Here is a 26954-nt window from a genome sequence, read left to right on the forward strand (position 1 = left end):
CGCGCCCGAATTCACAGGGGCAACCACCTATGAGATCCGTTAAAACCCTCCTAAAAACCGCGTCCTTATTGGTCGCAAGCTTATTTGCGGGTGTCGTTCTCGCGCAGGAGCAAGGGTCCAACCACGTCGTTGATAGTGCCATTGTTAAGGCGATCGAGAGCGATTCAGAAGCACCCGACATTATACAGGAGGAAGTAGATGAGGCAGGAGGGAAATTCAATCCCGGCAAAATGATCCTCGATCATATTGGAGACGAGCATGGTTGGCACTTATTTGGGCACTATACCCTTCCGTTACCAGTTATCCTTTACAACGCCGAGCGCGGCCTTTCCGTTTTTAGCAGCAGCAAGTTCGATCATGGCCACAAGACTTATGGTGGCTACAAGCTAGAAGAGGGTGATGTTGTTGCAGTAACTGAAACAGGGGCTGTTGATGCCCATCACACAACGATAGATGACGTTGCTACCAAAGCAACATTCGATTTCAGCATTACCAAGAACGTAGTAAGCTTGTGGATAAGCATTGTGTTGCTGTTGATCATCTTCATCAGCGTAGCCAACTCCTACCTCCGCCGTAAAGGAGAGGCACCTCGCGGGCTGCAGAACCTGCTGGAGCCTGTCATTCTCTTTGTACGCGACGATGTCGCCAAAAGCGCGATCGGCGAAAAGAAGTATATGAAGTATATGCCCTATTTGCTTACGGTATTCTTCTTCATCTTCTTGAATAACCTGCTCGGCCTTATTCCGTTCTTCCCCGGTGGGGCCAATCTCACAGGCAATATCGCCGTGACCCTCGTTCTGGCGTTGATAACCTTCTTGATCGTTACGCTCAACGGCAATAAGCACTATTGGGGACATATTTTTGCCATGCCAGGTGTGCCTAAATTGGTGTTATTGATCCTTACTCCGGTAGAAGTTCTGGGCATGTTCCTGAAACCATTCGTGTTGATGATCCGACTGTTCGCGAACATGACCGCCGGGCATATCATCGTTCTTAGCTTCTTCAGTTTGATATTCGTTTTCGGCGAAACAAGTACAGGCGCCGGTGTCGGTGTTGCCGTGGGTTCATTGGCCTTTACCATTTTCATGACCATGCTCGAGTTGCTCGTTGCATTCATACAAGCTTATGTGTTCGCCTTCCTTAGTGCCATGTATATTGGCGCTGCGGTTGAAGAACCACAACATCACTGAAACCTGAATTTTTCCTTTAAAACCACGAACTAACATGTTCCTTTCTGTTCTTCTCGATCTCGGTACTGGCTATGGAATTGCTGCTCTCGGCGCTGGTCTCGCTGCACTTGGTGCTGGCGTAGGTATTGGCCGCATTGGCGGCGATGCTGTACAAGCTATGGCACGTCAACCGGAAGCCATCAATGACCTCCGCGCCAATATGATCCTTACCGCTGCGCTGGTGGAGGGCGCTGCCTTCTTCGCGATGGTAGTTGGCTTGTTGGTCGTATTGAAGTAAGCCATTCGGCACCGCTTCCTGCAAACAATGCAGGCTCCAGCGGAATGGTACGTTAACCTTTTTATACCCGCACGCCAATGCTGCTCGCAAGTTTAATGGAGCCCTCCATCGGGCTTATATTTTGGATGACACTCTCCTTCGGGGTGGTGCTCTTCATCTTGGCGAAATTCGCTTGGAAGCCTATTCTGAATGGGCTGAAAGAACGCGAAGAATCCATAGCCGACTCCTTGAACGAGGCCAAAAAAGCCCGTGAAGAAATGGCGCTAATGGGAGTCAAGAACGAAGATCTCATGCGCGAAGCACGTGAAGAACGTGAGGTCTTGTTGAGGGAGGCGCGTGACATCCGCGATCGCGAGATCGCTAGTGCAAAAGAAAAGGCAAGAGCAGAAGGTGATGCCCTTTTGGCACGTGCACGTGAGGATATCCGCAATGAAAAGAATGCGGCCATTACCGAAATGAAGAACCAGATGGGCCAACTGAGCGTGCAAGTGGCGGAGCTGATCCTGAAGGAAAAACTCAGTGACAGCAGCATCCAGAAAATCCTTGTTGATAAAGTGATGGCGGAAGCCGACCTGCGCAAGTCATGAACATTGCACCGGTCGCATATCGCTACGCACGCTCTCTTATGGCCTTGGCCTTGGAGAAGGACATGGTGGATGCTGTGCAAGAGGATATGCTTCTTGTTGCGAACACATGTGCCGCAAGCAACGAATTACAAGTGCTTTTGCGCAGCCCAGTGGTGAAGGCCGATAAAAAAGGCCTTATTCTGGACAAGATATTTGCCGGTAAGATCGGCGAAATGACCAGCCATTTCGTTGGCATTCTGGTGCGCAAGAATCGCGAAACCATGCTACCACAAGTGGCCGCAGCATTTACTGAACTATACAAAACACACAAAGGGATCATCATAGCCGAGGTGGCCAGTGCCGTTCCGCTTAGCGACGATGCCCGTGAAAAGGTGCGGGCCTTGGCAACGGAAAAACACCCCGGTAAGACCATCGAACTCGTGGAGACGGTGGAACCCACTTTGATCGGTGGCGTGATCATCCGCATTGGCGATGAACAATATGACGGTAGCGTAAGCCGTCGTCTGAGCGACCTGCGCCGCGAATTCTCCAAGAACCCGTACATCCCTGCGATCTAACGCAACCCAGACATGGCCCAAGTACAACCAGCCGAAGTATCGGCGATCCTGAAACAAGAACTTGCCGGTTTCCGCAGCGAAGCCGAGCTGGAAGAAGTCGGTACCGTTCTGCAAGTGGGTGATGGCATCGCCCGCATCTACGGACTACAAGGTGTGCAAAGCGGTGAGTTGATCGAATTCAACAACGGCCTGCGCGCGATCGTTCTTAACCTTGAGGAAGACAACGTGGGCGCTGTATTGCTCGGACCTTCCGTGGGGATCAAAGAAGGTGATACCGTGAAACGCACAAAGCGGATCGCCAGCATCAATGTTGGTGAGGGAATTGTTGGTCGCGTAGTGAATACACTGGGTGAAGCCATTGATGGTAAGGGCCCGATCAAAGGTGAATTGTTCGAAATGCCACTGGAGCGCAAAGCACCTGGTGTTATCTTCCGTGAACCCGTAAAAGAGCCACTACAAACAGGTATCAAAGCGATCGACGCGATGATCCCGATCGGTCGTGGCCAGCGCGAATTGATCATCGGTGACCGCCAGACCGGTAAGAGCACGGTGGCGATCGATACGATCATCAACCAAAAAGAATTCTTCGACGCCGGTAAGCCGGTGTACTGCATCTACGTGGCGATCGGGCAGAAAGGATCGACCGTTGCCGGTACTGTAAAAGTGTTGGAGGAGGCCGGTGCTATGGCCTACACAACAGTTGTTGCCGCCAACGCCAGCGACCCTGCACCGATGCAGTTCTATGCACCGTTCACCGGAGCAGCTATCGGTGAGTATTTCCGTGATACCGGTCGTCCTGCACTGATCGTGTATGATGATCTTTCAAAGCAAGCTGTTGCTTACCGCGAGGTTTCGTTGTTGCTACGACGCCCACCAGGGCGTGAGGCATACCCAGGTGACGTATTCTACCTACACAGCCGTTTGCTGGAGCGTGCCGCGAAAGTGACCGCTGACCAGACCGTTGCTGAGCAGATGAACGACCTGCCCGAGAGCTTGAAAGGAAAAGTGAAAGGTGGTGGTTCATTGACCGCGCTTCCGATCATTGAGACCCAAGCAGGTGACGTATCAGCCTATATCCCTACCAACGTGATCTCGATCACGGACGGACAGATCTTCTTGGAGAGCAACTTGTTCCTGAGCGGTGTACGCCCAGCGATCAACGTAGGTATCAGCGTAAGCCGCGTAGGTGGTAATGCGCAGATCAAATCCATGAAAAAGGTTGCTGGCACATTGAAATTGGACCAAGCTGCCTACCGCGAATTGGAGGCATTCTCCAAGTTCGGATCCGACCTCGATGCCGCTACAAAAGCGGTATTGGATAAGGGTGCACGGAACGTGGAGATCATGAAGCAGGGACAGAACAGTCCCGTGCGTGTTGAAGAACAGATCGCCATTCTCTACTGCGGTACAAAAGGATTGCTCGGAAACGTAGCGTTGAAGAACATGAAGCAATTCGAAGCGGAATTCATTACCATGCTTCGCAATAAACACAGTGAAACCTTGGCAGCTTTGAAGCGTGGTGAGTACAACGACCAGATCACCGGTGTGTTGGAAACCGTTGCAGCGGACCTGGTAAAGAGTTTGGACAACTAAATGCTAGTACAGGGTATTTGGGTACAGAGTACTAGTTACTCAATACCCTGTGCCTGATACCAACTAACAAATGGCAAGCCTCAAGGAAGTACGCAACAGGATCGTCTCGGTGAACAGCACCAAGCAGATCACCGCAGCCATGAAAATGGTAAGCGCTGCCAAGTTGCGTCGCGCCCAGGACGCCATAGTGCGGATGCGTCCGTATGCCGAAAAGCTTCAGGCTATCCTTGGTAACGTTAGCGCAAGTCTGGACAGCAATGAAGGCAAATTCAGCCAGCAACGCGAGGTAAAGAACGTATTGTTCGTTGCCGTGGTCAGTAACCGCGGACTTGCCGGGGCATTCAATACCCAAGTGTTCCGCATGATCCGTAAAGCCGCTGCGGAAGCTGAAGCCCAAGGTCAAAAAGTGACCGTGTTACCAATCGGAAAAAAGGCCATGGACGCTTATCGCCGTACGCCGTATTTCAATGCTACGCTACCGACCGACCTTGCTAAATTATACGATGGCCTGAGCTTCGACAAGGTGTCTCCGGTCGCTGAATTGATCATGGATCGTTTTGCGGCAGGCGAATTCGACCACGTGGTGGTGTTCTACAATAAGTTCAAGAACGCCGCTGTTCAATACCCCACGAAGCAGCCCTACTTGCCGATCGCACCGGCTGCATCCGACAACAAGGTTGCAAAGACACAGAACGTGGACTACATCATGGAACCGGATCGCCGGACCATCGTTGAAGAGATCATTCCCAAGAGCTTGAAGATCCAGCTTTACAAGGCACTGTTGGACAGCAACGCTTCAGAACACGGTGCCCGCATGACCGCCATGCACAAGGCAACAGACAACGCGGACAGCATGTTGAAGGAGCTGAAGTTGACCTACAACAAAGCACGCCAAGCTTCCATTACCAACGAGATCCTTGAGATCGTTGGTGGGGCTGAAGCGTTGAAGGGATAACAGCACCCACCGGGTGGGGCAGAGGCGTTGAAAGGGTAGATCTCTTTTGTTATTCCTTATCGATCCAACCCGGATCTTGGGTTGTCGAGCGTTGCGTATTCCGTTAATGCAGCGTGTATCGTCCGAAGAACTCCGGATAGATGACGGTCTTTTTAGTTGCAGATCATTTAACGAGTGAGCAATTCGACTCCGATATGACGGTATTCCACACAAGGCTAACGTTCAAAACAAAATAGATCACCGCTGTTGTTTTGTTGCTCGGAAGAAATACATTTGTCCAAACACAAAACCAATAACCACCACCATGAAAAGATATGTATTGGCAGTCTCCGTCGCTATTGCATGCATCGCGACAGCACAAGCACAGACACAGTATCGTCCTGCCGGAGGAGAAAAGAACTTGGAATTGATGATCGCTCCCTTAAGTGGCAGCCCCGTTACGATGGCCGGTATCAAGTTCCGTAAATTCGGATCTGCGACCTCCGCTATGCGCCTGGGTGTTTTCTTGGGATTCCAGAATAAGACCACCATTACGCAGGATGAGGATGGCGAGTCCGATATGCTCGAATTGAAGGACAAGGAGAGCAGCATTACCATCGCTGTGCAGCCCGGTCTTGAGAAGCACATGACGGGTACCGATCGCCTTTCACCGTACATCGGTGGATACTTGGACCTGAGCTTTACCAACAAGAACACGAAGAAAGAAACCCAACTGAACCTGAACGACAACAAACGCGAGGTGGGCTATGAAAAGAAGACCAGTGGTAGCTTGGGAATTGGCCTGAACGCCGTCGCCGGCTTCGATTATTATCTCGCCAAGTCGCTCTATTTCGGCACTGAGCTCGGCTTTGGCTTTGCTGCGACCATGCCCATGAAGAGCAAGACCGAGACGGTAGCGGCCAACGACGACAATACCGGCACAGCCACCACTAACACCGATGGGAAGAAGGACAACGTAAGCAGCATCCAGCTCGGACCAAATGTAGTAGGCCAGTTGCGACTTGGATGGCTCTTCTGAGCAAGGCTCACACAACCTGAAAACACCAAAATATGAACAGCGTTACAACCACATTCCGGAACCTGCTCAGGTTTACTTTGCCACTCGCCTTGATCGGCTTTCTGGTGATCTCGTGCAACAAGGAAACGGTGTCCGTGACCAAACCTGCGAAGGCAACTGAAATTACGGACCCGGTCCTGAAACGCAAGCTCTGGCAAAAGGGCCAGGAGCTACCTGCAGTGGGCATCTATAACCGTACAATGGATGAGGTCCTCGTGTTCCGTTCGAAAAACGATGGTTCAAGGGACTTCTCGTTTTCCACCATACCTGCTTCCGGCATCAATTTCGCCTCAAGCAATGGCGGCCAGTGGGTCTGGACCGATGAAGGTGGTATTGTCGTGATCACCGAACCGCAAGCCGGCATGGGCGCAGGCGGAGGAACGGTTTACGCTGGCAATACCATGCTTGATATTGACTTTGCCGTGTGCTTCGCACTGGGAGATACAAACACCACCGGAGGTGGTCTTTTCGGTCCGGACATGGGAGACGTGGCCGGTGTGATTGGGATCTCCGGAGATTTCGAAGCCTTACAGAACGGAAACTTCGAAGATGGTGAAGATCCATTCCAGTATTTCTACGGGTTCGCTTACTACTTCGTGTATGCTGATGACCTCAGCGACACCAGCTACGAAGTGCTCAACTGGATCGATGACCTCGATCAACCCGAAGAGGATCTGCAGGATTTCAGTTTCGCATTCATCATCAGTTTCCAGAACGATGGAGGGATCTACCTCTCCAAGGACGGAGATATCACGGTGAATGGAGGATCCATGGAATTCAATGGGAATTATTACGCTATTGAAGGTGTGGGCTTCTTCGACGACGAAGATGGTGAGGACGCATCCTACTCGACCGTAAGTGGTTACGGGACGATGGGGTGTAACCCCTAAGGAACTCATGAAACAAAGGGGGCTGTCTCGTAAGAGACGGCCCTTTTTCTTTTTCCTGTCCTAGAATAGATTGACACCATTCCGCTCTAGAATGGAAGAGTCAACTAGGAGTGGGACAAGACGAAATAAACGAGATCATCACAGGGCTCCCGGTAATCGTATGCAGAAATGACGCTCATAGACACCTTTCTTAGAATGCACTGCTCGTTACCCTACGCGTCCTTCCGGAGTGTGAACCGTAGTACAGGATCGAGAACTCAAAGGCTCCGTTCTTGCGCGTGTAATTCCGTAAAGGAGATACGTTGATATCGTAGCTGAATCTGAAAGCCGCATTGCTGTGCTTAAGACCCACCTGGGCAATGACCGCATCCCTTACCCGGTATGAACAACCCACGACCGCGCTATAAGGAGTGCCGGCGATCCCGATCTCCGACATCATACCTGCGTTGATCTGTTGATCATTTCCTTGCCGCATGTATAGCCCCACAGGGATCACAAAGATGCCCGTCGCCACCTCTACGCGAGCGCCAGCATTCACGGAGAAACGGATCGGCAGATCACTCTTGGTCGTTCGCAGTACGGACTCATCCGGTGTGGTGACATGGAACATCGCGAAGTTGCCGAAAGGGTTGACACTCTTGCGTGAGTTCGTGCTCCTGTATGCGATACCTGCAGAAACATCGGGCATCCACCTTGATCCTCTTTGCATGAACTCCCCGGAAGGTAGGTCACTGTTGAAATAACCGTCGTTGTATTGGGCATCCCAAAGAAGTTGTTGATCGTTCATTTTCTTATATAGCAAGCCAAGGTGTACACCAACCGATAGCGTGTGTTTGGCCTTAGGGTCGGAAACGTTGTAGGCCCCGTCAGCACCAAGCTGGAAAGTGTTCATGATCCCAGCCATGTTGTAGTTGACCATGCTCAATCCTACCCCGAAACGCCTCTGCAACGACACATCATAAGCGAAACCAGTGGTAAGGAAACTGCTCGACAAACTGTTCCATTGGCTCCGCACATTGCTGGTCATGCGGAAATCAGCGTTCTCGTACATGCCAGTTAAAGCAGGGTTCAATGTGTTCGGTGCGGTCTCGTACTGTGACAAGTGCGCATCTTGGGCGAAGTTGGTTGTGCCCGCGCAGATTGCAAGGGCAACGGCGAGCTGTGTTTTCAAGTTTTTCATGGGGCTCTTCGTTCTGCTTATCGTATTAAGGTCATTTTACCCGACCTGTCATGGAGTGTTCCATCAGTCGTAGTGGCGATCACGGAGTACACATACACCCCATTGATCTCCGGCTTGCCCTCGTGCGTTCCATCCCAGCCGAAGGTTGGATCAGTGGTCTCGAAGATCATTTCACCCCAGCCGTTATACACTTTCAGGTGCATGGTCTCGAATGGACCTCCGCGGACGTAGAACACATCGTTCACACCATCGCCGTTCGGACTGAACGCGTTCGGCAGTTTCGGTGGAAGGATGTCCTTTACAGCGATGCTGATCAACAATGAATCTCGATCTGTACAGCCCGCCGCGTTCGTCACCGTTTGGATGATGATGAACTGACCATCTTCGGTGTACTCGTGTACAGGTTCCGCAATGATTGCGCCTTGGTCATCCCCGAAATCATACTGCCAGTTCGTTGCACCGAAGGAGTTGTCCGTGAATTCCATCGGCGTATCCGTGAATGGATCACCTGTTATCGTGAAGCCGGCCACTGGCGCATTCAACACATCAATGGTACGGGTAACAGTGCTACTGCAGCCGTTCTGCGCGAAGACCGTTAGCGTTGCCAAGTACTGACCTTGTGTGTCAAAGCTGGTGGTGGTCTGCGGACCAGAACCACTGGCCCCGTTGCCGAAGCTCCAGTTCCAACCGATGATCGGCGCACCCGTCGTGGTGCTCGTGCTGGTGAACTGCGTCTGTGATCCCGCGCAGGCATTGCTCACCGTGAAATCGGCTTGCAGTGGGTTCACGAAGGAGAGCATCACCGTATCGCTCACGGCCGCACACACACCGTTGCCGGTGGTGGTGAGGATCATACGCACGGTACCGAGTTGCTCGTCCGTGTTGCCCGGTTCGTAGGCGGCGTTCGGCACAGTGTTGCTTGGCAGGAAGAAGCCTGATCCGTTCGAGCTCCACAGCACACCATTTGCGCCGGTGAAGGCTCCGGAGAGGTCGACTGTTGCACTCGCATCGCACACATTGATGTCATTACCAGCGCTCACGGTCGGCACGGCTTGCAATGCCACCATCATGGTATCCACATCCGCAGGGCAACCCATGTTACCTGTTGTGGTGAGGATGAAGCGCAGTTCGCTGAACACCATGTCCGTTGCACTTGGCACGTAGGTGGCGCCCAAGGTCGAAGCATCCGGAAGGAAGGTTCCTGTTCCGTTGGTGCTCCATGCACCGCCACTCACACCGGCAATACTTCCGCCGAGAGCGATCGGATCCATGTCCGCGCATACTGTTTGATCACTGCCCGCATTCGCGATACGCGTTGGTCCGATGTCGATGAACACTGAGTCCGAGGCGTTGGCACACGTGCCTGTTCCGAAGGCTGTTAGCACGAGGTACACACCACCAGCGATGCTATCGTTAGCGGTCGGCACGTACGTTGCGTTAAGGGCAGTCGCATCCGGAGTGAAGCTGCCTGTACCCATGGTGATCCACTGCACCGATCCTTGGTTCTGTGCGTTGCCGTTCAGTTGCACATTCTCCAATCCACTGCACAGCAGTAGGTCCACACCTGCGTTCACCGTAGGTGGCACATGGTAGCTCACCACAAGTGTGTCGCGACCGGCAGGACAGCCTTGGTTATTCGTAGTGCTCAGGATCAAGTTGATGTTGCCGATGGCGTAATCCGCAGCACCAGGAATGTAAGTTGCGTTCAGTGAACTGGCATTCGGCATGAAGGAACCTGTGCCGCTGGTCGTCCACGTACCGGTCGTAGTTCCTGCCACCACACCATTCAGCGCCACGTTCGGATCGGTGCTGCAAGCGATGATGTCCATTCCTGCTGCCGCATCCAAGCCGCCGCCGAAGCTGATCACCAACTGATCTGAAACCGCACTGCAAGGTTGCATCCCCGTAGTGGTCACGGTGAGTGTTACAGTGCCTGCAATGCTATCCGCAGCGCTTGGTGTATACAGCGTAGCCAATGCATTCGGGTCGAAGAAGGTTCCCGTTCCCGAGGTGGTCCACATGCCACCACCTGCATTCGCAGCGTTCGCAGTAACCTGTACCGGAGCCGCTGTGCAAGCAATGATGTCCGCACCTGCCGTGATGTTCGGCAGCGCGTTCACCGCGATCACCACCACATCCGATGCAGGCAAGCAGGAACCTCCCGTGATCGTCGTAAGCGTCAGGTTCACTTGACCTGCAGCGATATCAGCAGCGCTCAAGGTGTAGGTCGCATTCGGGTTGGTGCTGTTGCTAAAGAAGCCTGAACCAGCGCTGCTCCACTGCACACCTTGCGCACCACCACTGAAGTTACCAGCGAGTAGTGCGATCGGCGAATTCGCGCAGAGCGCTTGGTCGGCACCGGCATACGCGAAGCTGCTGCTACCGAAGGTGAGCACCATTTGGTCCTGCAATACTGGACAGGTACCCGTGTTCGTTGCGGTGAACGTGAGCACCACGGATCCGTTGGTGACATCACCGGCGGAGAAGAAATACTGTGCGTTCAACACATCGGCGCTTGGTTGGAAGGTGCCCGAACCGGTAGCGGTCCAGATGCCCGAAGGCGATCCGTTCTGCACGGTGGCCAGCATGTTCGCATGATCCGATGCGACGCAAACGTTCTGGTCAGGACCCGCACTTACGATGAGGCCGCTGGTGAGGTAGATGGTCATCGCATCGGTCACTGCATTGCAGTTCGCGTTGTTCAGCGAAGTGAGCGTGAAGGTGATGGAGCCATTCGCCACGTCCGCAGCACTGGCGATGTAGGTCGTGTTCAATGCACCTGCATTGGCGATCGTGCCGGTACCGTTGGTGGTCCACTGGCCCGCGTTCGTGATGCCCGAGATCGTTCCGTTCAGGTCGAACTGCGTCACTTGGTCGCAGTAGGTCTGATCTGGTCCCGCGTTCACGTATGGCGCAGGTGTCAAAGTCAGCAGCAGATCATCCACCGCATTGTTACAGGTTCCCGGTGCGGTCAGCGTCAGCGTTACACTACCGATCGCGGTGTCGATCGCGCTCGGGATGTAGGTCGGCGTGAGCACGTTGGCATTCGGGAAGAAGGAACCCGTACCCGATGTGGTCCACTGCACTTGCGTGGCATCACCGCTCAATGTTCCGGTCAGAACGGTCACTGCGTTGTTCGCGCAAGCCGTCACATCAAGTCCTGCATTCACCGTGCCCGCAGGCTGGATCGCGATGAACATCGTGTCGATCGCCGCAGCACAAACACCTGTGTTCGTAGCTGTCAGGACGAGGTTCACACCGCCAGCGAGCTGGTCGTTCGCACTTGCTTGGTAGATGTTGCTCAACGCAGTGTTCGCGTTGGCGAATGTGCCACTACCCAAGGTGCTCCAGGTCCCACTGTTCGAAGCGCCGCTGATGGATCCGTTGATCACCACATCCAGGTCGCCGAAGCATGTCACTTGATCAGCACCCGCGTCCGCCACCGACTCCGGTGTGATGGTCAGCACCATTTGGTCCATCGCATTGTCGCAACTGTTCACGCTCCATGTGAAGGTGAGTGTGCTCAAGGCCGGATCACCAGGGGCGATCTGGTACACCGCGTTTGCTGCACTTGCGCTAGGCGAGAAACTACCAGCACCCGTGGTCGTCCACTGGCCCTGGGTCGCATTGCCGGTGATCGTTCCGTTCAGTTGTATCGTGCTCGTCGTGGAACACACCGTTTGATCGACACCCGCGCTTGCGATCGCGTTCGGCAGGATGGTGATGGTCATCACATCGCTCACAGCGTTGCAGAGACCATTGCTGGTAGAGGTAAGTGTGAGGTCGACCGTACCGCTCAGCGAATCGAGGCTGCTGGCGATGTAGGTCGCGTTAAGTGTACTCGGGCTCGGGCTGAACACCCCTGTGCCGGAAGTGCTCCACATACCTGAGGTAGCACCGCCCTGGACGGTACCGCTCAATGGTACTTGCAGTTGGTTCGAGCAGGTGATCAGATCCGCACCTGCGCTCACCACAGGCGAAGGCGTTACGGTGATCGTCACTTGATCGGTCACTGCGATACAGTTGCCGTTGCCCGTAGTTGTAAGAGTGAGTTGCACACTACCCGATCCCAATTCGAAGGCATTCGGCACATACTGTGCGTTCAGTGCTTGCGCATTCGGCGTGAAGGTTCCCAGACCACCTGTCCACTGTGCACCTGTTGCCACCGTGATGGCACCGTTCAAGGTCACCACCGGGTTGTTCATGCACACATCCAGGTCCACACCGGCGTTCACCGTCGGTGCTGGAGTGAAGGTCACGACCACCGTATCGCGCACCGCGATGCAGTTGCCATTGCCCGTACTTGTCAAGTACAGAGACAGCGAACCTGCGGCGAGTTCACCAGCGCTCGGCGTGTAAACCGGGCTCAGTACGTTGGCGTTCGGCGCGAAGGCTCCGCTGCCACCCGTCCAAGAAGCGCCACTTGCGTTGGTCACGTTGCCGGTGAGTTGCACTGCGCTGTTGTTCGCGCAGATCTGCAGATCGTTACCAGCGCTCGCGATAGGTGAACCGGTGAAGACGATCGTCATTTGATCGGTAACTGCAGGGCAGAACGCCGTGCCCGTGGAGCTCAAGGTCAGCGTCAGCGAACCAGCAGCGATCTCAGCGGCTGTTGGCGCGTACTGCGTGGCCAGCATGGTATTGCTCGGGAAGAAGATACCCGCACCACCGCTCCATGCTCCACCCGGCGCGTTGCCGACGAAGCCGTTCAGTTGCACGTTGGAGTTGTTCGCGCAGATCTGCTGATCCGGACCCGCGTTCACCACAGGAACAGGATCCACCAGGACGATCAGGCTATCCCTCACTACCGTGCAATTCCCGTTGCCCGTGCTGCGCAATACCAATGTGAATTGGCCGGAAGCGATCTCCGCAGCCGAGGGGAAGTAGGTCGCGTTCAGCGCGGTGTTGCCCGGCGTGTACGATCCAGTTCCTCCGGTCCAAAGACCACCGGTCGCAACAGTGATCACACCATTCAGGCTCACCTGTGCAGCGTTCGCACAGATGTGCGCATCCGGTCCGGCGTTCACCGTCGGTGCTGGAGTGAACTGCACTTGAACGGAGTCTCGTGACGAGAGGCAACCACCGTTGCCCGTGGAGGTAAGGAAGAGCCAAACCTGACCGCTCGCGATCTCCGCCGCGCTCGGTGTGTAAGCTGCGTTCAGAGCGCTCGCGTTCGGCATAAAAGCGCCAGCACCACCGCTCCAGGTACCACCCGTCGCGTTGATCACTTGACCGCCGAGATGCACGACCGCATTGTTCGCGCAGAGCGATTGAGGCGTTCCCGCTTCCACGATCGGCGCGGCTGTGATGGTCAACACCACTTGGTCGGCAACCGCATTGCACAAGCCATTGCCCGTGCTGGTAAGCGTGATGGTCGCGCTACCAGCAAGCACTTCGGCCGCGCTCGGCGTGTAGATCGCGCTCAGGTTCGCAGCGCTCGGCGAGAAGGTTCCCGCACCGCTCCAGATACCACCGGTCGCGTTCTGCACGGATCCGGCCAGTTGAGCAGCGGGATTGTTCGCGCAGGAAGTGAGCGCCGCTCCAGCATCCACGATCGGCGATGGGGTGATGGTGATCACCACCTGGTCGCTTACCGGACTGCAGGTGCCGTTGCCAACCGTTGTCAACGTGAGCGAGACGGTGCCTGCTGCGATCTCCGAAACGCTCGGCATGTAGCTCGCATTCAGCGCAGCGTTGTTCGGTGTGAAGGTTCCATTACCGCCGCTCCAGAGTGCACCTGTCGCAACAGTGATCGCACCGTTCAGGGCAACCGCTGCATTGTTCGCACAGGAGAAGAGGTCCGAACCGGCATTGGCCGTCGGCGCAGGTGTGAAGGTGTAGCTCACGACATCACTCACAGCGATACAACCATTGTTCCCCGTTGAGGTGAGGGTCAAGGTCACGGATCCCGCCGCCAGCTCACCCGCAGATGGTGTGTACACAGCATTGAGGGTGTTGGCATTGGGACTGAAACCACCCTGCGCGCCGGACCAAGTACCACCGCTAGCCACGGTGATGCTCCCCGCGAGCTGGATGATCGAGTTGTTCATGCAATACACCCCTCCAGCGCCAGCCTCAACGACCGGTGCCGGTGTAATGGTGATGGCAACCTGATCGCTCACTTGGCTGCACAGACCATTTTCAGTGCTTGTCAACGTGAGTGTTGCAACACCTGCGGCGATCTCCGCTGCACTCGGTGTGTACGTCGCGTTCAACGCGCTGGACGATGGGCTGAAGATGCCGCCACCTGTCCAAATACCACCAGCCGCGTTCAAAACCGAGCCGTTCAATTGCAGTGTCGCATTGTTCGCACAGACCGACTGGGCGGTTCCCGCATCCACGATCGGGGAAGGCGCAATGGTGACCACTACTTGGTCTGATACCGCGCTGCATAGGCCGTTGCCAACAGTGGTGAGTGTGAGGGTAGCCGTACCCGCTGCGATCTCCGCCGCGCTAGGCACGTATGTCGCGTTCAAAGCAGTGTTGTTCGGGCTGAAGCCACCAGATCCACCGGTCCACAGACCGCCCGTGGCCACGGTGATCGCACCGTTCAGTGCCACGCTCGCGTTGTTCGCGCAGCTGTTGAGGTCCGAACCGGCGTTGGCTGTTGGCGCAGGGGTGAACGTGTAGCTCACCGCATCGTTCACTGCCGTACAACCGTTATTGCCTGTGGTGGTCAAGGTCAGTGTCACCTGGCCGGCGGCGAGTTCACCAGCGGAAGGTGCGTAGGTCGCATTCAGTGCATTCGCATTCGGCGTGAACGTTCCACCCGCACCAGACCAGGTTCCACCATTCGCGACTGTGACACTGCCGTTGAGTTGAATGCCTGCATTGTTCGCACAGCGCACCCCATCTGTACCAGCACTCGCGGTCGGCGATGCGGTGAAAGTGATCAGCACGTTGTCCGAAACCGGAACGCAGTTGCCGTTGCCGATCGTGGTCAACGTCAAGGTCATGGTGCCTGCGGCCACCTCGGCCGGGGTCGGCGTGTAGCTCGCGTTCAGCGAAGCGATCGAAGGCGTGAACGTGCCCGCACCACCGCTCCATTGGCCACCACCGGCGCCGCTCACCGAGCCGCCGAGTTGGACTTGTGCGTTGTTGGAACAGACCGCGATGTTGCTACCGGCGTTCGCGCTTGGGGAGGCGATGATGGTGATCACCATCTGATCGTTCACCGAGTTGCACAAGCCGTTACCCGAGCTGGTCAAGGTCAGCGTTGCGGTACCCAGGGCCACTTCTGCAGGGCTCGGGAGATAGGTCGCGTTCAAGGTGGTCGCGTTCGGTGTGAAGGATATACCGCCGCCGCTCCACACACCGCCAGTGGCGATGGTCACCGAGCCGTTCAAGATCACCGTCGGATCGTTCGCGCACACCGTGCGGTCGAGACCAGCGTTCACCACAGGGCTCTGCGAGAAGAAGATCGTCATTTGGTCGCTCACCGATGCGCAGCTACCATTCCCGGTGCTGCTCAAGGTGATGGTCACGGAGCCGTTGGCGAGTTCCGAAGTACTTGGCGTGTACACCGCGTTCAGTGCATTGATGCTCGGCGAGAACGTGCCGGTACCACCGCTCCAGATGCCACCGCCCGCATTGCTCACGCTTCCGGCCATCTGCACGTTTGAATTGTTGGCGCAGACCGTCTGGTCCACTCCAGCATTCACCACAGGTGCTGGTGCGATCGTGATCAATACTTGATCCGACACGCCGTTGCATAATCCGTTGCCCGTGCTGCTCAAGGTGAGCGTCACCGTACCAGCCGCGATCTCACCAAGAGTTGGCGTGTAGGTCGCGTTCAGATTCGTGTTGCTCGGGTTGAAAGTGCCCGAACCACCGCTCCAAACACCGCCGGTCGCGTTGTTGACCACACCGGTCAATTGCGCCGTGGATTGGTTCGCACATGTGTTGATGTTCACGCCCGCATTCACGATTGGTGCAGGTGTGATGGTGATCGTGATCTGATCGCTCACCGGATTGCTGTTGCCGTTCCCCACCGAGGTGAGCGTCAAGGTCACAGTGCCTGCTGTGATCTCCGCTGCGCTCGGCGTGTAGATCGCATTGAGTGCGCTATTACCCGGGTTGTAGGTGCCCGTCCCGCCGCTCCAGATGCCACCGGTAGCAATGGTGATCCCCCCGTTCAGTTGCAATGCAGGATTGTTCGCACAGACCGTTTGATCAGGACCCGCGTTCGCCGTCGGTGCTGCGCCGAATGTGATCGTCATTTGATCCGTTGCGGGCGAGCAGCTCGCATTACCGGTGGTGATCAAGGTCAGCGTCACACTACCCGCAGCGATCTCCGCTGGGGTCGGCGAGTACACCGCGTTCATCGTGGTGCTGTTCGGGTTGTAGGTACCTGCACCACCCGTCCACTGTGCACCCGTGGCGATAGAGAAGCTACCCGCCAACGTGGTGTTCGCGTTGTTGCTGCTCACGGTCTGGTCAGGACCCGCATTAGCGATCGGAGCCTGTGTGTAGGTTATCGTCACCGCATCGTTCACTGCTGCACAAGTGCCGTTGCCGGTCGTGGTTGCGATCAGCGTTACCGATCCGTTCACGACTTCGATCGGCGAAGGCGAGTACGTAATGTTCTGTGCCGTGCTTCCAGGGCTGTACACACCGGTTCCGCCGGACCATTGTACACCTGTAGCAACCGTGATCACAGCGGCCAGCGTAGCGGTCGCGTTGTTGCCGCACACCGACTGATCCACACCGGCATTCACCGTTGGTGCGGGCGTGATCGTGTAGGTCACGTTGTTCGTTACCGCATTGCAAAGACCGTTGCCTGCAGAGGTCAAGGTCAGTGTTACCGTACCCGCGGTGATCTCCGCAGCGGTCGGCGTGTAGGTCGCGTTCAGTGTGATGTTGTTCGGGCTGAAGGATCCAGCGCCACCGCTCCATACTCCACCCACGGCACCGGTCACGGTACCATTCAAGGCGATGGCCGCCGCGTTCGCGCAAACACTTCCGTTCGTACCTGCGTTCACGATCGGCGCAGGTGTGTAGGTGATGATCTTCGTTGAAGTCGCAGGTGCGCAGTTGCCATTGCCGGTCGTGGTCAAGGTCAGCGTGACTTGTCCAGCGGCGAGGTCACCTGCGCCTGGGTTGTAGGTCGCGTTCAGCGTGTTCGCGTTCGGCGAGAACGTTCCTGTTCCACCGGTCCAGGTTCCACCGGTCGCAACCACCACGCTGCCACCGAGTGCCACAGCCGCATTGTTCGCGCAACGGGTAACGTTCGCACCAGCGTTCGCAGATGGTGGATCGGTGAAAGTCAAGAGCACTTGATCGGTCACCGCGTTGCACAAGCCATTGCCTGTGGTGGTCAAGGTGAGCGTCACACTACCAGCTGCGATCTCGGCCGCGGTCGGCGTGTAGATCGCGCTCATGTTCGTGGTGCTTGGATCGAAGGTGCCTGCACCACCGCTCCAGATGCCACCCGTGGCGATCGAGAACGCACCGGACAATCCCGTCGCCGCATTGTTCGCGCAAAGCACACGATCCGCCCCGGCGTTGGCCGTTGGCGCTGCCGTGATGCTGTACGTCACTTGATCGTTCACTGCGTTGCAGTTGCCGTTGCCCGTCGTGGTCAACGTCAGTGTGACAGTACCGGCAGTGCGTTCAGCAGCGCTCGGTGTGTACACAGCATTCAGCGTGGTGTTGTTCGGGTTGTAGGTGCCCGTGCCGCCGCTCCAAGTCACACCCGATGCACCGGTAAGCGCACCAGCAAGTGTGATGGCGGAGTTGTTCGCGCAAACGGTTCCGTTCGCGCCGGCATCCACAGTAGGCGCGGGCGTGAAGGTGATGACCTTGCTATCCGACACGGCGTTGCAGTTGCCGTTGCCGGTAGAGGTCAGCGTAAGCGTCAATGTGCCCAACGCGAGTTCCGCAGGCGTCGGCGTATAGGTCGCGTTCAGCGTCGTGTTGTTCGGCGTGAAGGATCCTGCGCCGCCGCTCCAGATACCGCCGGTTGCGACACCGACCGTACCACTAAGCGATACGGCCGCATTGTTCCGGCATACCGACACATCAATTCCTGCATCCACCGAAGGACTTGGTGTGAAGCTGATCAGCACTTGATCCGCAACAGCCACACAATTGTTGTTCCCGGTCGTTGTCAATGTCAGCGTCACCGAACCGTTCGAGATCTCCGAAGCGGTCGGCGTGTAGGTCGCATTCATCAGCGTGGCACTTGGGCTGAAAGTTCCCGCGCCACCGCTCCAGATTCCGCCTGTCGCAACCGTGAACGATCCGTTCATCGTGGCCACGGCGTTGTTCGAGCACAACGACTGATCCACACCGGCGTTGGCCGTCGGTGCTGGCGTGATGCTGAAGGTCACCTGATCGCTCACCGCGTTGCAGTTGCCGTTGCCAGCAGAGGTCAGCGTGAGCGTTACGGTACCTGCATTGCGTTCCGCAGTAGTGGGCTGGTAGGTCGTGTTGAGCGTTGCGTTGTTCGGCGTGAAGACACCTGCGCCACCGCTCCAGATCGCGCCGGTCGCACCGCTCACCGATCCGTTCAAGGTGATCAGCGAAGCATTCGAGCAGACCGTTCCGTTCGCACCGGCATCCACTACAGGTGCTGGAGTAAAGGTGATCGTGCGTGTGCTGGTGACCGCATTGCAATTGCTGTTGCCCGTCGTCGTCAAGGTCAGCGTCAGTGTGCCCGCTGCGAGTTCCGCTGGGGTCGGCGTATAAACCGCGTTCAAGGTCGTGTTGTTCGGGGTAAAGGATCCCAGGCCGCCGCTCCAAATACCACCTGGGGCGCCGGAAACCGAACCGGTCATCGTCACCTGCGGATTGTTCACACAGATCGAAACAGGAGTTCCCGCGTTCGCAACAGGAGCAGGCGTGAAGTCGATCGTGATCTGATCGAGAACGGCGACACAGTTGTTGTTGCCTGTCGTTGTCAGCGTAAGCGTGACCGAACCGGTCGCGATCTCAGCAGCCGTTGGCGTGTAGGTCGCATTCAGGTTCGTGGTGCTCGGCGTGAAAGCGCCTGCACCGCCGCTCCAAACACCGCCTGTGGCAACCGTCACACTTCCCGTAAGGGTTGCAACCGCATTGTTCGCGCAACGCGATTGGTCCGGACCAGCATTGGCCGTCGGCGAAGGAGTGATCGAATACGTCACCTGATCGCTCACGGCGTTGCAGTTGCCGTTGCCCACCGTGGTGAGCGTGAGTGTCACGGTTCCGGCAGTGCGTTCAGCAGCGCTCGGGGTGTACACAGCGTTCAACGTCGCGTTGTTCGGGTTGTACGTGCCTGTGCCACCGCTCCAGACAGCGCCAGTGGCACCACTCTGTGAACCGGCCAAAGTGATCGCGGAGCTGTTCGCGCAAACCGTTCCGTTCGGACCAGCATTCACCGAAGGGGCAGGCGTGAAGTTGATCACACGGCTGCTCTGTACCGGATTGCAAGTGCCGTTTCCGGTGCTCGTCAAGGTCAGTGTCAAGGTGCCACCTGCGATCTCACCCGCTGTCGGCGTGTATGTCGCGGTGAGTGTGGAATTGTTCGGGCTATAAGTGCCCGTGCCGCCGCTCCATACACCACCGGTCGCTCCCGTAACGCTGCCGCTCAAGCTCACTTGTGCGTTGTTCGCGCAGAGCGATACCGGCGCACCAGCATTCACCACTGGTGCTGCCGTGAAGTTGATCGTCATTTGATCGGTCACCGCGACGCAGTTACCGATCCCTGTGGTCGTCAAGGTGAGTGTCACAGAGCCGTTCGCGATCTCAGCGGCACTTGCCGTGTAGATCGCACTCATGTTCGTGGTGCTAGGATCGAAGGTTCCATTGCCACCGCTCCACATACCGCCTGTAGCGACAGTGGACGAACCGCTCAGTGTTACGGCAACGTTGTTCGCGCAGACCGTGCGGTCCACACCCGCATTCACGGTTGGTGAAGGCGTGATGGTGAAGGTCACCGCATCGCCTACCGCGTTGCAGCTGCCGTTACCAACCGTAGAGAGTGTCAGCGTCACTGTACCTGCGATACGCTCGGCAGCGCTCGGTGTGTACACCGCGTTCAATGTGGTGTTGTTCGGGTTGTAGGTGCCCGTTCCGCCACTCCAGATCGCACCCGTTGCGCCAGTGAAGGCACCGGCCAGGGTGATGTTCGCGTTGTTGGAACACACGCTCGCGTCAGGTCCGGCGTTCACCGTTGGCGCTGGCGTGAATGTGATGATGCGCGCGCTCGATACCGGATTGCAATTGCCGTTCCCCGTGCTGGTCAGCGTCAAAGTCACCGTGCCCGCAGCGAGATCCGAAGCGCTCGGCGTATAGGTCGCACTGAGTGTGGTGTTGTTCGGCGCGAAAGTGCCGGAACCGCCGGTCCATGCACCGCCCGTTGCACCAAATACACTACCGTTCAAGCTCACTTGAGCATTGTTCGCGCAGAGCGAGACCGGCGCACCGGCGTTCACTGTAGGTGCATCGGTGATGCTGATCACCATCTGATCGGTCACCGCATTACACGTTCCGTTGCCGGAGGTCGTCAAGGTCAAGGTCACGATACCCGCCGTGATCTCTGCCGCGCTCGGCGTGTAGATCGCACCCATGTTCGTGGTGCTCGGATCGAAAGTGCCTGCACCACCACTCCAGATACCTCCGGTAGCGATCATGAAGGAACCATTCAAGGCTACGGCAACGTTGTTCGCGCACACCGTGCGATCCAGACCAGCGTTCGCAGTTGGTGCAGGGGTGATGGTGAAAGTCACCTGGTCGCTTACCGCGCTGCAATTGCCGTTGCCAACCGTAGTGAGTGTGAGCGTTGCCGTGCCGGCGGCACGTTCAGCAGCGCTCGGCGTGTACACCGCGTTGGTGCTCGTGTTGTTCGGGTTGTACGTGCCCGTTCCACCGCTCCAGATCACTCCGGTCGATACGGTGAAGGCACCCGCAAGCGTGATCGCGGAGTTGTTTGCGCACACTGTCGCGTTCGGACCGGCATTCACCGTTGGTGCGGGCGTAAAGGTGATGACACGGCTATCAGAAACGCTGTTGCAGTTGCCGTTGCCCGTCGTGGTCAATGTCAGAGTCAATGTACCTGCAGCGAGTTCCGCTGGGGTCGGTGCGTAGGTCGCGTTGAGGGTGGTATTGTTCGGCGTGAAGGATCCTGCACCACCGCTCCAGATACCACCGGTCGCGATCGTCACTAATCCGCCCATCGGCACGCTGGCGTTGTTGCGGCACAAGGTCAAGTCAGGACCAGCGTTCGCAGTGGGGCTTGCGGTGAAGGACAGTTGCACCTGGTCGGTCACAGCGATGCACGTGCCGTTGCCGGTCGTGGTCAACGTCAGTGTCACGTTCCCGTTCGCGATCTCCACCGCCGTCGGCGTATAGGTCGCGCCCATGTTCGTGGTGCTCGGGCTGAAAGAACCATTTCCACCGCTCCAGATACCACCGGTCGCAACCGTGAAGGATCCGTTCAAGGTCGCCACCGGATTGTTGCTGCAAAGTGATTGGTCGGCACCAGCGTTGGTGGTCGGAGCTGGGGTGATCGAATAGGTCACGTTCGAGCTGACCGCATTGCAATTGCCATTGCCTGCGGAAGTCAAGGTCAGCGTAACCGTACCAGCAGTGCGTTCAGCAGCGCTCGGTGTGTAGACCGCGTTCAGCGTGGTGTTGTTCGGATTGTACGTCCCCGTACCTCCGCTCCAGATCGCGCCGGTAGCACCGATCACCGATCCGTTCAAGCTGATCGTTGCGTTGTTCGTGCAAACGGATCCGTTCGCACCAGCATTCACGATCGGCGATGGCGTGAAGGTGATCACCTTGTTGCTCATCACCGGGTTGCAATTGCCATTGCCCGTGCTGGTCAATGTCAGTGTCAGCGTTCCACCAGCGATCTCTGCCGCGGTAGGTGTGTAGGTCGCGGTAAGCGAAGTGTTGTTCGGGTTGAAAGTGCCCGTGCCACCGCTCCAAATGCCGCCGGTCGCGCCGATCACTGATCCGCTCAAACTCACTTGTGAATTGTTCGCACAGAGCGAAACTGCCGCGCCCGCGTTCACAGTTGGCGCATCCGTGATGCTGATCACCATCTGGTCATTCACCGCAATACAGCTACCATTGCCCGTGGTCGTCAACGTCAGTGTGACTATGCCCGCCGTGATCTCCGCCGCGCTCGGCGTGTAGACCGCGCCCATGTTCGTGGTGCTCGGATCGAAAGTGCCTGCACCGCCGCTCCAAACACCTCCAGTAGCGATCGTGAAGGAACCGTTCAAAGCCACTGCTGCGTTGTTCGCGCACACGGTGCGATCGGGACCAGCGTTGGCGGTCGGTGCGGGAGTGATCGTGAAGGTCACCTGATCATTGACCACGCTGCAATTGCCATTGCCCACCGTGGTGAGTGTGAGCGTTACGGTACCAGCCGTGCGCTCAGCTGCGGTGGGGGTGTACACCGCGTTCATCGTGGTGTTGTTCGGGTTGTACGTGCCCGCGCCGCCGGTCCATTGAGCTCCGGTCGAAACGGTGAATGCCCCAGCCAACGTGATGTTCGAGTTGTTCGCGCAGACCGTGGCGTTCGGACCTGCATTCACGGTTGGTGATGGCGTGAACGTGATCACGCGGCTATCGGCAACCGCGTTGCAATTCCCAGTGCCGGTGGTGGTCAGCGTCAATGTCAAGGTACCCGCTGCGAGTTCCCCCGGCGTCGGCGTGTAGGTGGCATTCAGTGTGGTGTTGTTCGGCGTGTAGGAGCCAGCACCGCCGCTCCAGATCCCACCCGTTGCTACCGTTACCGATCCGCCCAGGGCTACACTCGCGTTGTTGCGGCAAAGCGATAAGTCTGCACCGGCGTCCGCGGCCGGACTTGGAGTGAAGTTCAATTGCACTTGATCTATAACAGCGATGCAAGTGCCGTTGCCGGTCGTGGTCAAGGTCAAGGTCACGAGACCGCTTGCGATCTCAGCAGCGGTCGGCGTGTAGGTCGCATTGAGGTTCGTAGTGCTCGGTGCGAAGGTGCCAGCGCCACCGCTCCAGATACCGCCCGTCGCGATGGTCACACTTCCACCCAAGGAGGCAACAGGGTTGTTGGTACACAACGATTGATCAGCACCTGCGTTAGCCGTCGGAGCGGGCGTGATCGTGTAGGTCACGTTGCTCGCTACCGCATTGCAATTACCGTTGCCTGCTGAAGTCAAGGTCAGCGTAACGGTTCCAGCCGTGCGCTCGGCAGCGCTCGGCGTGTACGTCGCGTTGAGCGTGGTGTTGTTCGGGTTGTACGTGCCCGTGCCACCGCTCCAGATGCCGCCGGTCGCACCGATCACGGATCCGTTCAATGCGATCACAGAGTTGTTCGTGCAAACCGTGCCATTCGAACCAGCACTTACAACAGGTGCTGACGTGATGGTGATCACCTTGCTGCTCGGTACCGCGTTGCAATTGCCATTGCCGGTTGAGCTTAGTGTCAGTGTCACTGTACCGGCGGCGATCTCCGCTGCGCTCGGTGTGTAGCTCGCATTCAGTGTGTTCGCATTGGGGTTGAAGGACCCGGTACCACCGCTCCATGCACCACCGGTCGCACCGGTCACACTACCATTCAATGCGACCAGCACGTTGTTCGCGCAAACCGAAACAGCAGAGCCAGCACTTACAACAGGAGCTGCGGTGAAGTTCAATCGCACTTGATCGGTCACCGCGAGGCAACCGCCGATGCCTGTCGTGGTCAAGGTCAGTATCACCGAACCGCTGGAGATCTCGCCAGGCGTCGGTGTGTACTGGGCGCCCATGTTCGTGGTGCTCGGGTCGAAGGAGCCAGCTCCTCCACTCCATACACCGCCAGTCGCCACCGTGAACGATCCGTTCAGCGTAGCAACTGCGTTGTTCGCACAAAGTGTTTGGTCAACTCCAGCGTTCGCTGTCGGAGCAGGTGTGATCGCATAGCTCACGTTCGCGCTTACCGCGTTGCAATTAGCGTTGCCGACCGTAGTGAGCGTCAGTATTACCGTGCCCGCAGTCCGTTCCGCCGCACTCGGCGTGTACACCGCGTTCATCGTGGTGTTGTTCGGGCTGTATGTGCCCGTACCACCGCTCCAAACCGCGCCCGTAGCGAGCGTGAAGGAACCGGCCAATGTGATGTCCGCATTGTTCGCGCACACCGTTCCGTTCGCCCCGGCGTTCACCGTTGGGGCTGGCGTGAAGGTGATCACCTTGTTACTCGTGACCGGCACACAGTTACCATTGCCCGTGCTGCTCAAGGTCAGCGTCAACGTGCCTGCGGCGATCTCTGCTGCAGTTGGCGTGTAGGTCGCATTGAGCGTGGTGTTGTCCGGCGTGTACGACCCCGCACCACCGCTCCATGCACCACCTGTCGCGCCGGTAACGGAACCGTTCAGCGTAACCACTGCATTGTTGGCGCAGAGCGAAACCGCAGCGCCCGCATTCACCACAGGTGCTGCTGTGAAGTTGATGAGCACTTGGTCGTTCACGGCAACGCAATTGCCGTTGCCGGTCGTTGTCATCGTCAGTGTCACTGAGCCGCTGGAAACCTCGGCTGCATCAGGCGTGTACTGCGCGGACATGTTGGTCGTACTCGGATCGAAAGAACCAGATCCGCCGCTCCAAACACCGCCAGTTGCAACAGTGAACGCTCCATTCAATTGCACCAAGGAGTTGTTCGCGCAGCGCGTTTGATCAGGGCCGGCGTTCGCGGTCGGTGTTGGCGTGAATGTCACCAACATGCTGTCCGGAACCGCACTACAAACACCGTTGCCGGTCGATGTCAATTTGATCCACACTTGGCCTGCGGTCAGTTCGGCTGCGGTCGGCGTGTAGGTCGCGTTCAGGTTGCTGTTGCTGGGCAGAAAGGCTCCCGCACCACCGGTCCATACACCGCCCACGGCGTTCAGCATACTTCCGGCTAACTGCACTACGGCATTGTTGCGGCATACGCTCTGGTCTGGACCAGCGTTCGGGATCGGCTTCGGACTGAAGGTGACGACCATCGCGTCATCAACCGGCTCGCATGGCCCCGTGGAGGTCAATGTCAACGTGACCGCACCGATCGCGAGGTCTCCAATGCTCGGATGATAGGACGCGTTCAATGCAGTTTCACTGGGAGCGAATGTTCCGCTGCCTGTTGTTGTCCAGATGCCCGTGGTGCTTCCACCGGAAACCGTTCCCGCGAGAACTACGCTATCGCCAGCACAACGCGTTTGATCTGAACCCGCGCTGATATCGATGCGCCCCGAGAATTCCGAGAAGAAGCCGTACCGGCAACCTGTACCTCCCCCTCCGTTGATGATGGCCAAGGAGAACACATCCGAGGTGTTGCTAACAATGAACGCTTGGTTCACCGGCACCTGTGTGGTGTTGTATTGGATACGCGCGGCCATCCACTCACCTCCAGTTCCTGGTACCGTTTGAAATGCCGCACCCGGTATCGTTGCCGTACCGGGTCCTGTTACTACGAAGTCGTTCTGCGATCCATTCCGGACCAAAAGATTCAAAAAGAATGCTTCGCTTGTACTTCGCGTGAAACTCAACTGCGTACTACCCGCACAATTCAGTGGTGGGAGAATCGCCATGCCTTGTTCGCAACCGAAGCCGGTGACGTGGATGGCATAAAGTGGCTTTGATCCACTGACGTACGCTGCATTGTTGCCACCACTTGGCAAGTAATCCATATCGTGGCGGTAATACTGGCCCGCGAATAGCGTGGCCACGGGGATGGGACTGCCGTCGATGTACACTTGCGTATTGTTCTGCACGGCCATCACGAATAGCGACTCGTCACCAGTGGCGTTCAAGGCGCCCTTCACTGCGACGTAATCGGTACCAAGGATGTTCACCGGGACGATCTGGTCCAACATCAGGTCGTAGCAACCGCCCGAAGGGTTGTGGTTACTGTCGTCCTTGATGGAGATCGCGACCGGTTTATCCGAAAGCACAACAGCCCCTGAAGGGTGCGTGGTAGGATCCGTGTGATTGGTGCCTGTCCATGCACAGGAATAGGTCTGGCCTATGTTAAGATCTACCGTGAACGGCGTGAGTGCTGGGTGACCGTCCACCGGAACCGGTGAGTAGATCATCACTACGGTGTTGTTCTCAGTAGCAACGATATCGAACGATGCGTAAGCCTTGTTCGGCGCAGCATACCCATGGTTGTAAAAGGGTGCGTGCTTATGCAGTGGGATGTAGAACTCCGTACCAAGGCCGTTGGCCCCTTTCAGAGCTGCGATGTCAGGATTGTTCGTGTAGCTCGGCTCGTAGTAGCAGGTGATGTTCGACGTTGCGGAAATTCGGAGACCCGTGTTCAAAACGGTGTTCGTAGGCCGCGTCTCCAATTCGACCTTCAACAAAGTGAGGTCATATCGCTGAGCCGAGTTGGCAGCCAAGTTCAATACGATCGGGACACCGCCATTGAAAGCCGGGTTGGCAGGCTGGGAAATGGTGACCACTGCCGGCTGGCCCAACGTTGTTACGTTGATGAAGATCGGCTGGTCACCATGTGAAGCGGTGACTTCCGGCGGTGCCAACCAGAATTCGGTTCCGGTCTGTGCGATGAGTTGCCCGGTCAAAAGCAACGCAAGCACGAAAAATAGTGCCTTTTTCATTCCAGTAAGTTCAATCCGGCCCATGAGTAGTGGACCGATGCCGTTCTACGCCACCATCGACGAAAAGGTTATTCCCGGTGGACCGATCAAGACTTCTGCCACATCAGTAGCGTACTTTGGCGCGGC

General features: G+C 56.9%; 10 protein-coding genes. 8 read left to right on the forward strand and 2 right to left on the reverse strand.

Annotated elements, in window-relative coordinates:
* Nucleotides 1-29 precede the first annotated feature (29 nt).
* The 8 genes from atpB to IPF95_04225 all read left to right on the forward strand — a co-directional run bounded on the left by atpB (nucleotide 30) and on the right by IPF95_04225 (nucleotide 7106).
* A complete protein-coding gene (gene atpB / locus IPF95_04190) occupies nucleotides 30-1190 on the forward strand; it encodes a F0F1 ATP synthase subunit A (protein MBK6473894.1) in 1161 nt (386 codons plus the stop codon).
* Nucleotides 1191-1224: 34 nt separating this feature from the next.
* Entirely contained in the window at nucleotides 1225-1467 is a 243-nt protein-coding gene (gene atpE / locus IPF95_04195) for an ATP synthase F0 subunit C (protein ID MBK6473895.1), read from the forward strand.
* A 77-nt stretch (nucleotides 1468-1544) separates the two neighbouring features.
* Nucleotides 1545-2054, forward strand: coding sequence for a F0F1 ATP synthase subunit B (gene atpF, locus IPF95_04200; protein ID MBK6473896.1), 510 nt, complete (start codon nucleotides 1545-1547; stop codon nucleotides 2052-2054).
* Nucleotides 2051-2611 carry an ATP synthase F1 subunit delta gene (gene atpH, locus IPF95_04205; GenBank protein MBK6473897.1) on the forward strand — a complete coding sequence of 187 codons (561 nt, stop codon included), beginning with the start codon at nucleotides 2051-2053 and terminating at the stop codon, nucleotides 2609-2611. Before atpF ends, atpH begins: the two co-directional genes overlap by 4 nt.
* A 12-nt stretch (nucleotides 2612-2623) precedes the next feature.
* Nucleotides 2624-4204: a F0F1 ATP synthase subunit alpha gene (locus IPF95_04210; GenBank protein ID MBK6473898.1), complete on the forward strand. Its 1581-nt coding sequence runs from the start codon at nucleotides 2624-2626 to the stop codon at nucleotides 4202-4204.
* A gap of 70 nt (nucleotides 4205-4274) precedes the next feature.
* Nucleotides 4275-5159, forward strand: a complete 885-nt coding sequence (gene atpG / locus IPF95_04215) for an ATP synthase F1 subunit gamma (protein ID MBK6473899.1) — start codon at nucleotides 4275-4277, stop codon at nucleotides 5157-5159.
* Nucleotides 5160-5463: 304 nt separating this feature from the next.
* The gene (locus IPF95_04220) at nucleotides 5464-6177 is read left to right on the forward strand and encodes a hypothetical protein (GenBank protein ID MBK6473900.1); all 714 of its coding nucleotides are present in this window, start codon (nucleotides 5464-5466) and stop codon (nucleotides 6175-6177) included.
* 32 nt (nucleotides 6178-6209) lie between these two features.
* Nucleotides 6210-7106 (forward strand): hypothetical protein, encoded by an 897-nt coding sequence (locus IPF95_04225; GenBank protein ID MBK6473901.1) that lies wholly within the window; start codon nucleotides 6210-6212, stop codon nucleotides 7104-7106.
* Between the two features lie 190 nt (nucleotides 7107-7296).
* On the opposite strand, the gene IPF95_04230 is transcribed toward IPF95_04225, so the two are convergent.
* Together IPF95_04230 and IPF95_04235 are read right to left on the reverse strand one after the other, a co-directional pair.
* Entirely contained in the window at nucleotides 7297-8286 is a 990-nt protein-coding gene (locus tag IPF95_04230; protein MBK6473902.1) for a PorP/SprF family type IX secretion system membrane protein, read from the reverse strand.
* 17 nt (nucleotides 8287-8303) lie between these two features.
* Nucleotides 8304-26828 carry a gliding motility-associated C-terminal domain-containing protein gene (locus IPF95_04235; protein ID MBK6473903.1) on the reverse strand — a complete coding sequence of 6175 codons (18525 nt, stop codon included), beginning with the start codon at nucleotides 26826-26828 and terminating at the stop codon, nucleotides 8304-8306.
* Nucleotides 26829-26954: the final 126 nt, after the last annotated feature.

The sequence above is a fragment of the Flavobacteriales bacterium genome (assembly GCA_016704485.1).
Classification (GTDB): domain Bacteria; phylum Bacteroidota; class Bacteroidia; order Flavobacteriales_F; family PHOS-HE28; genus PHOS-HE28.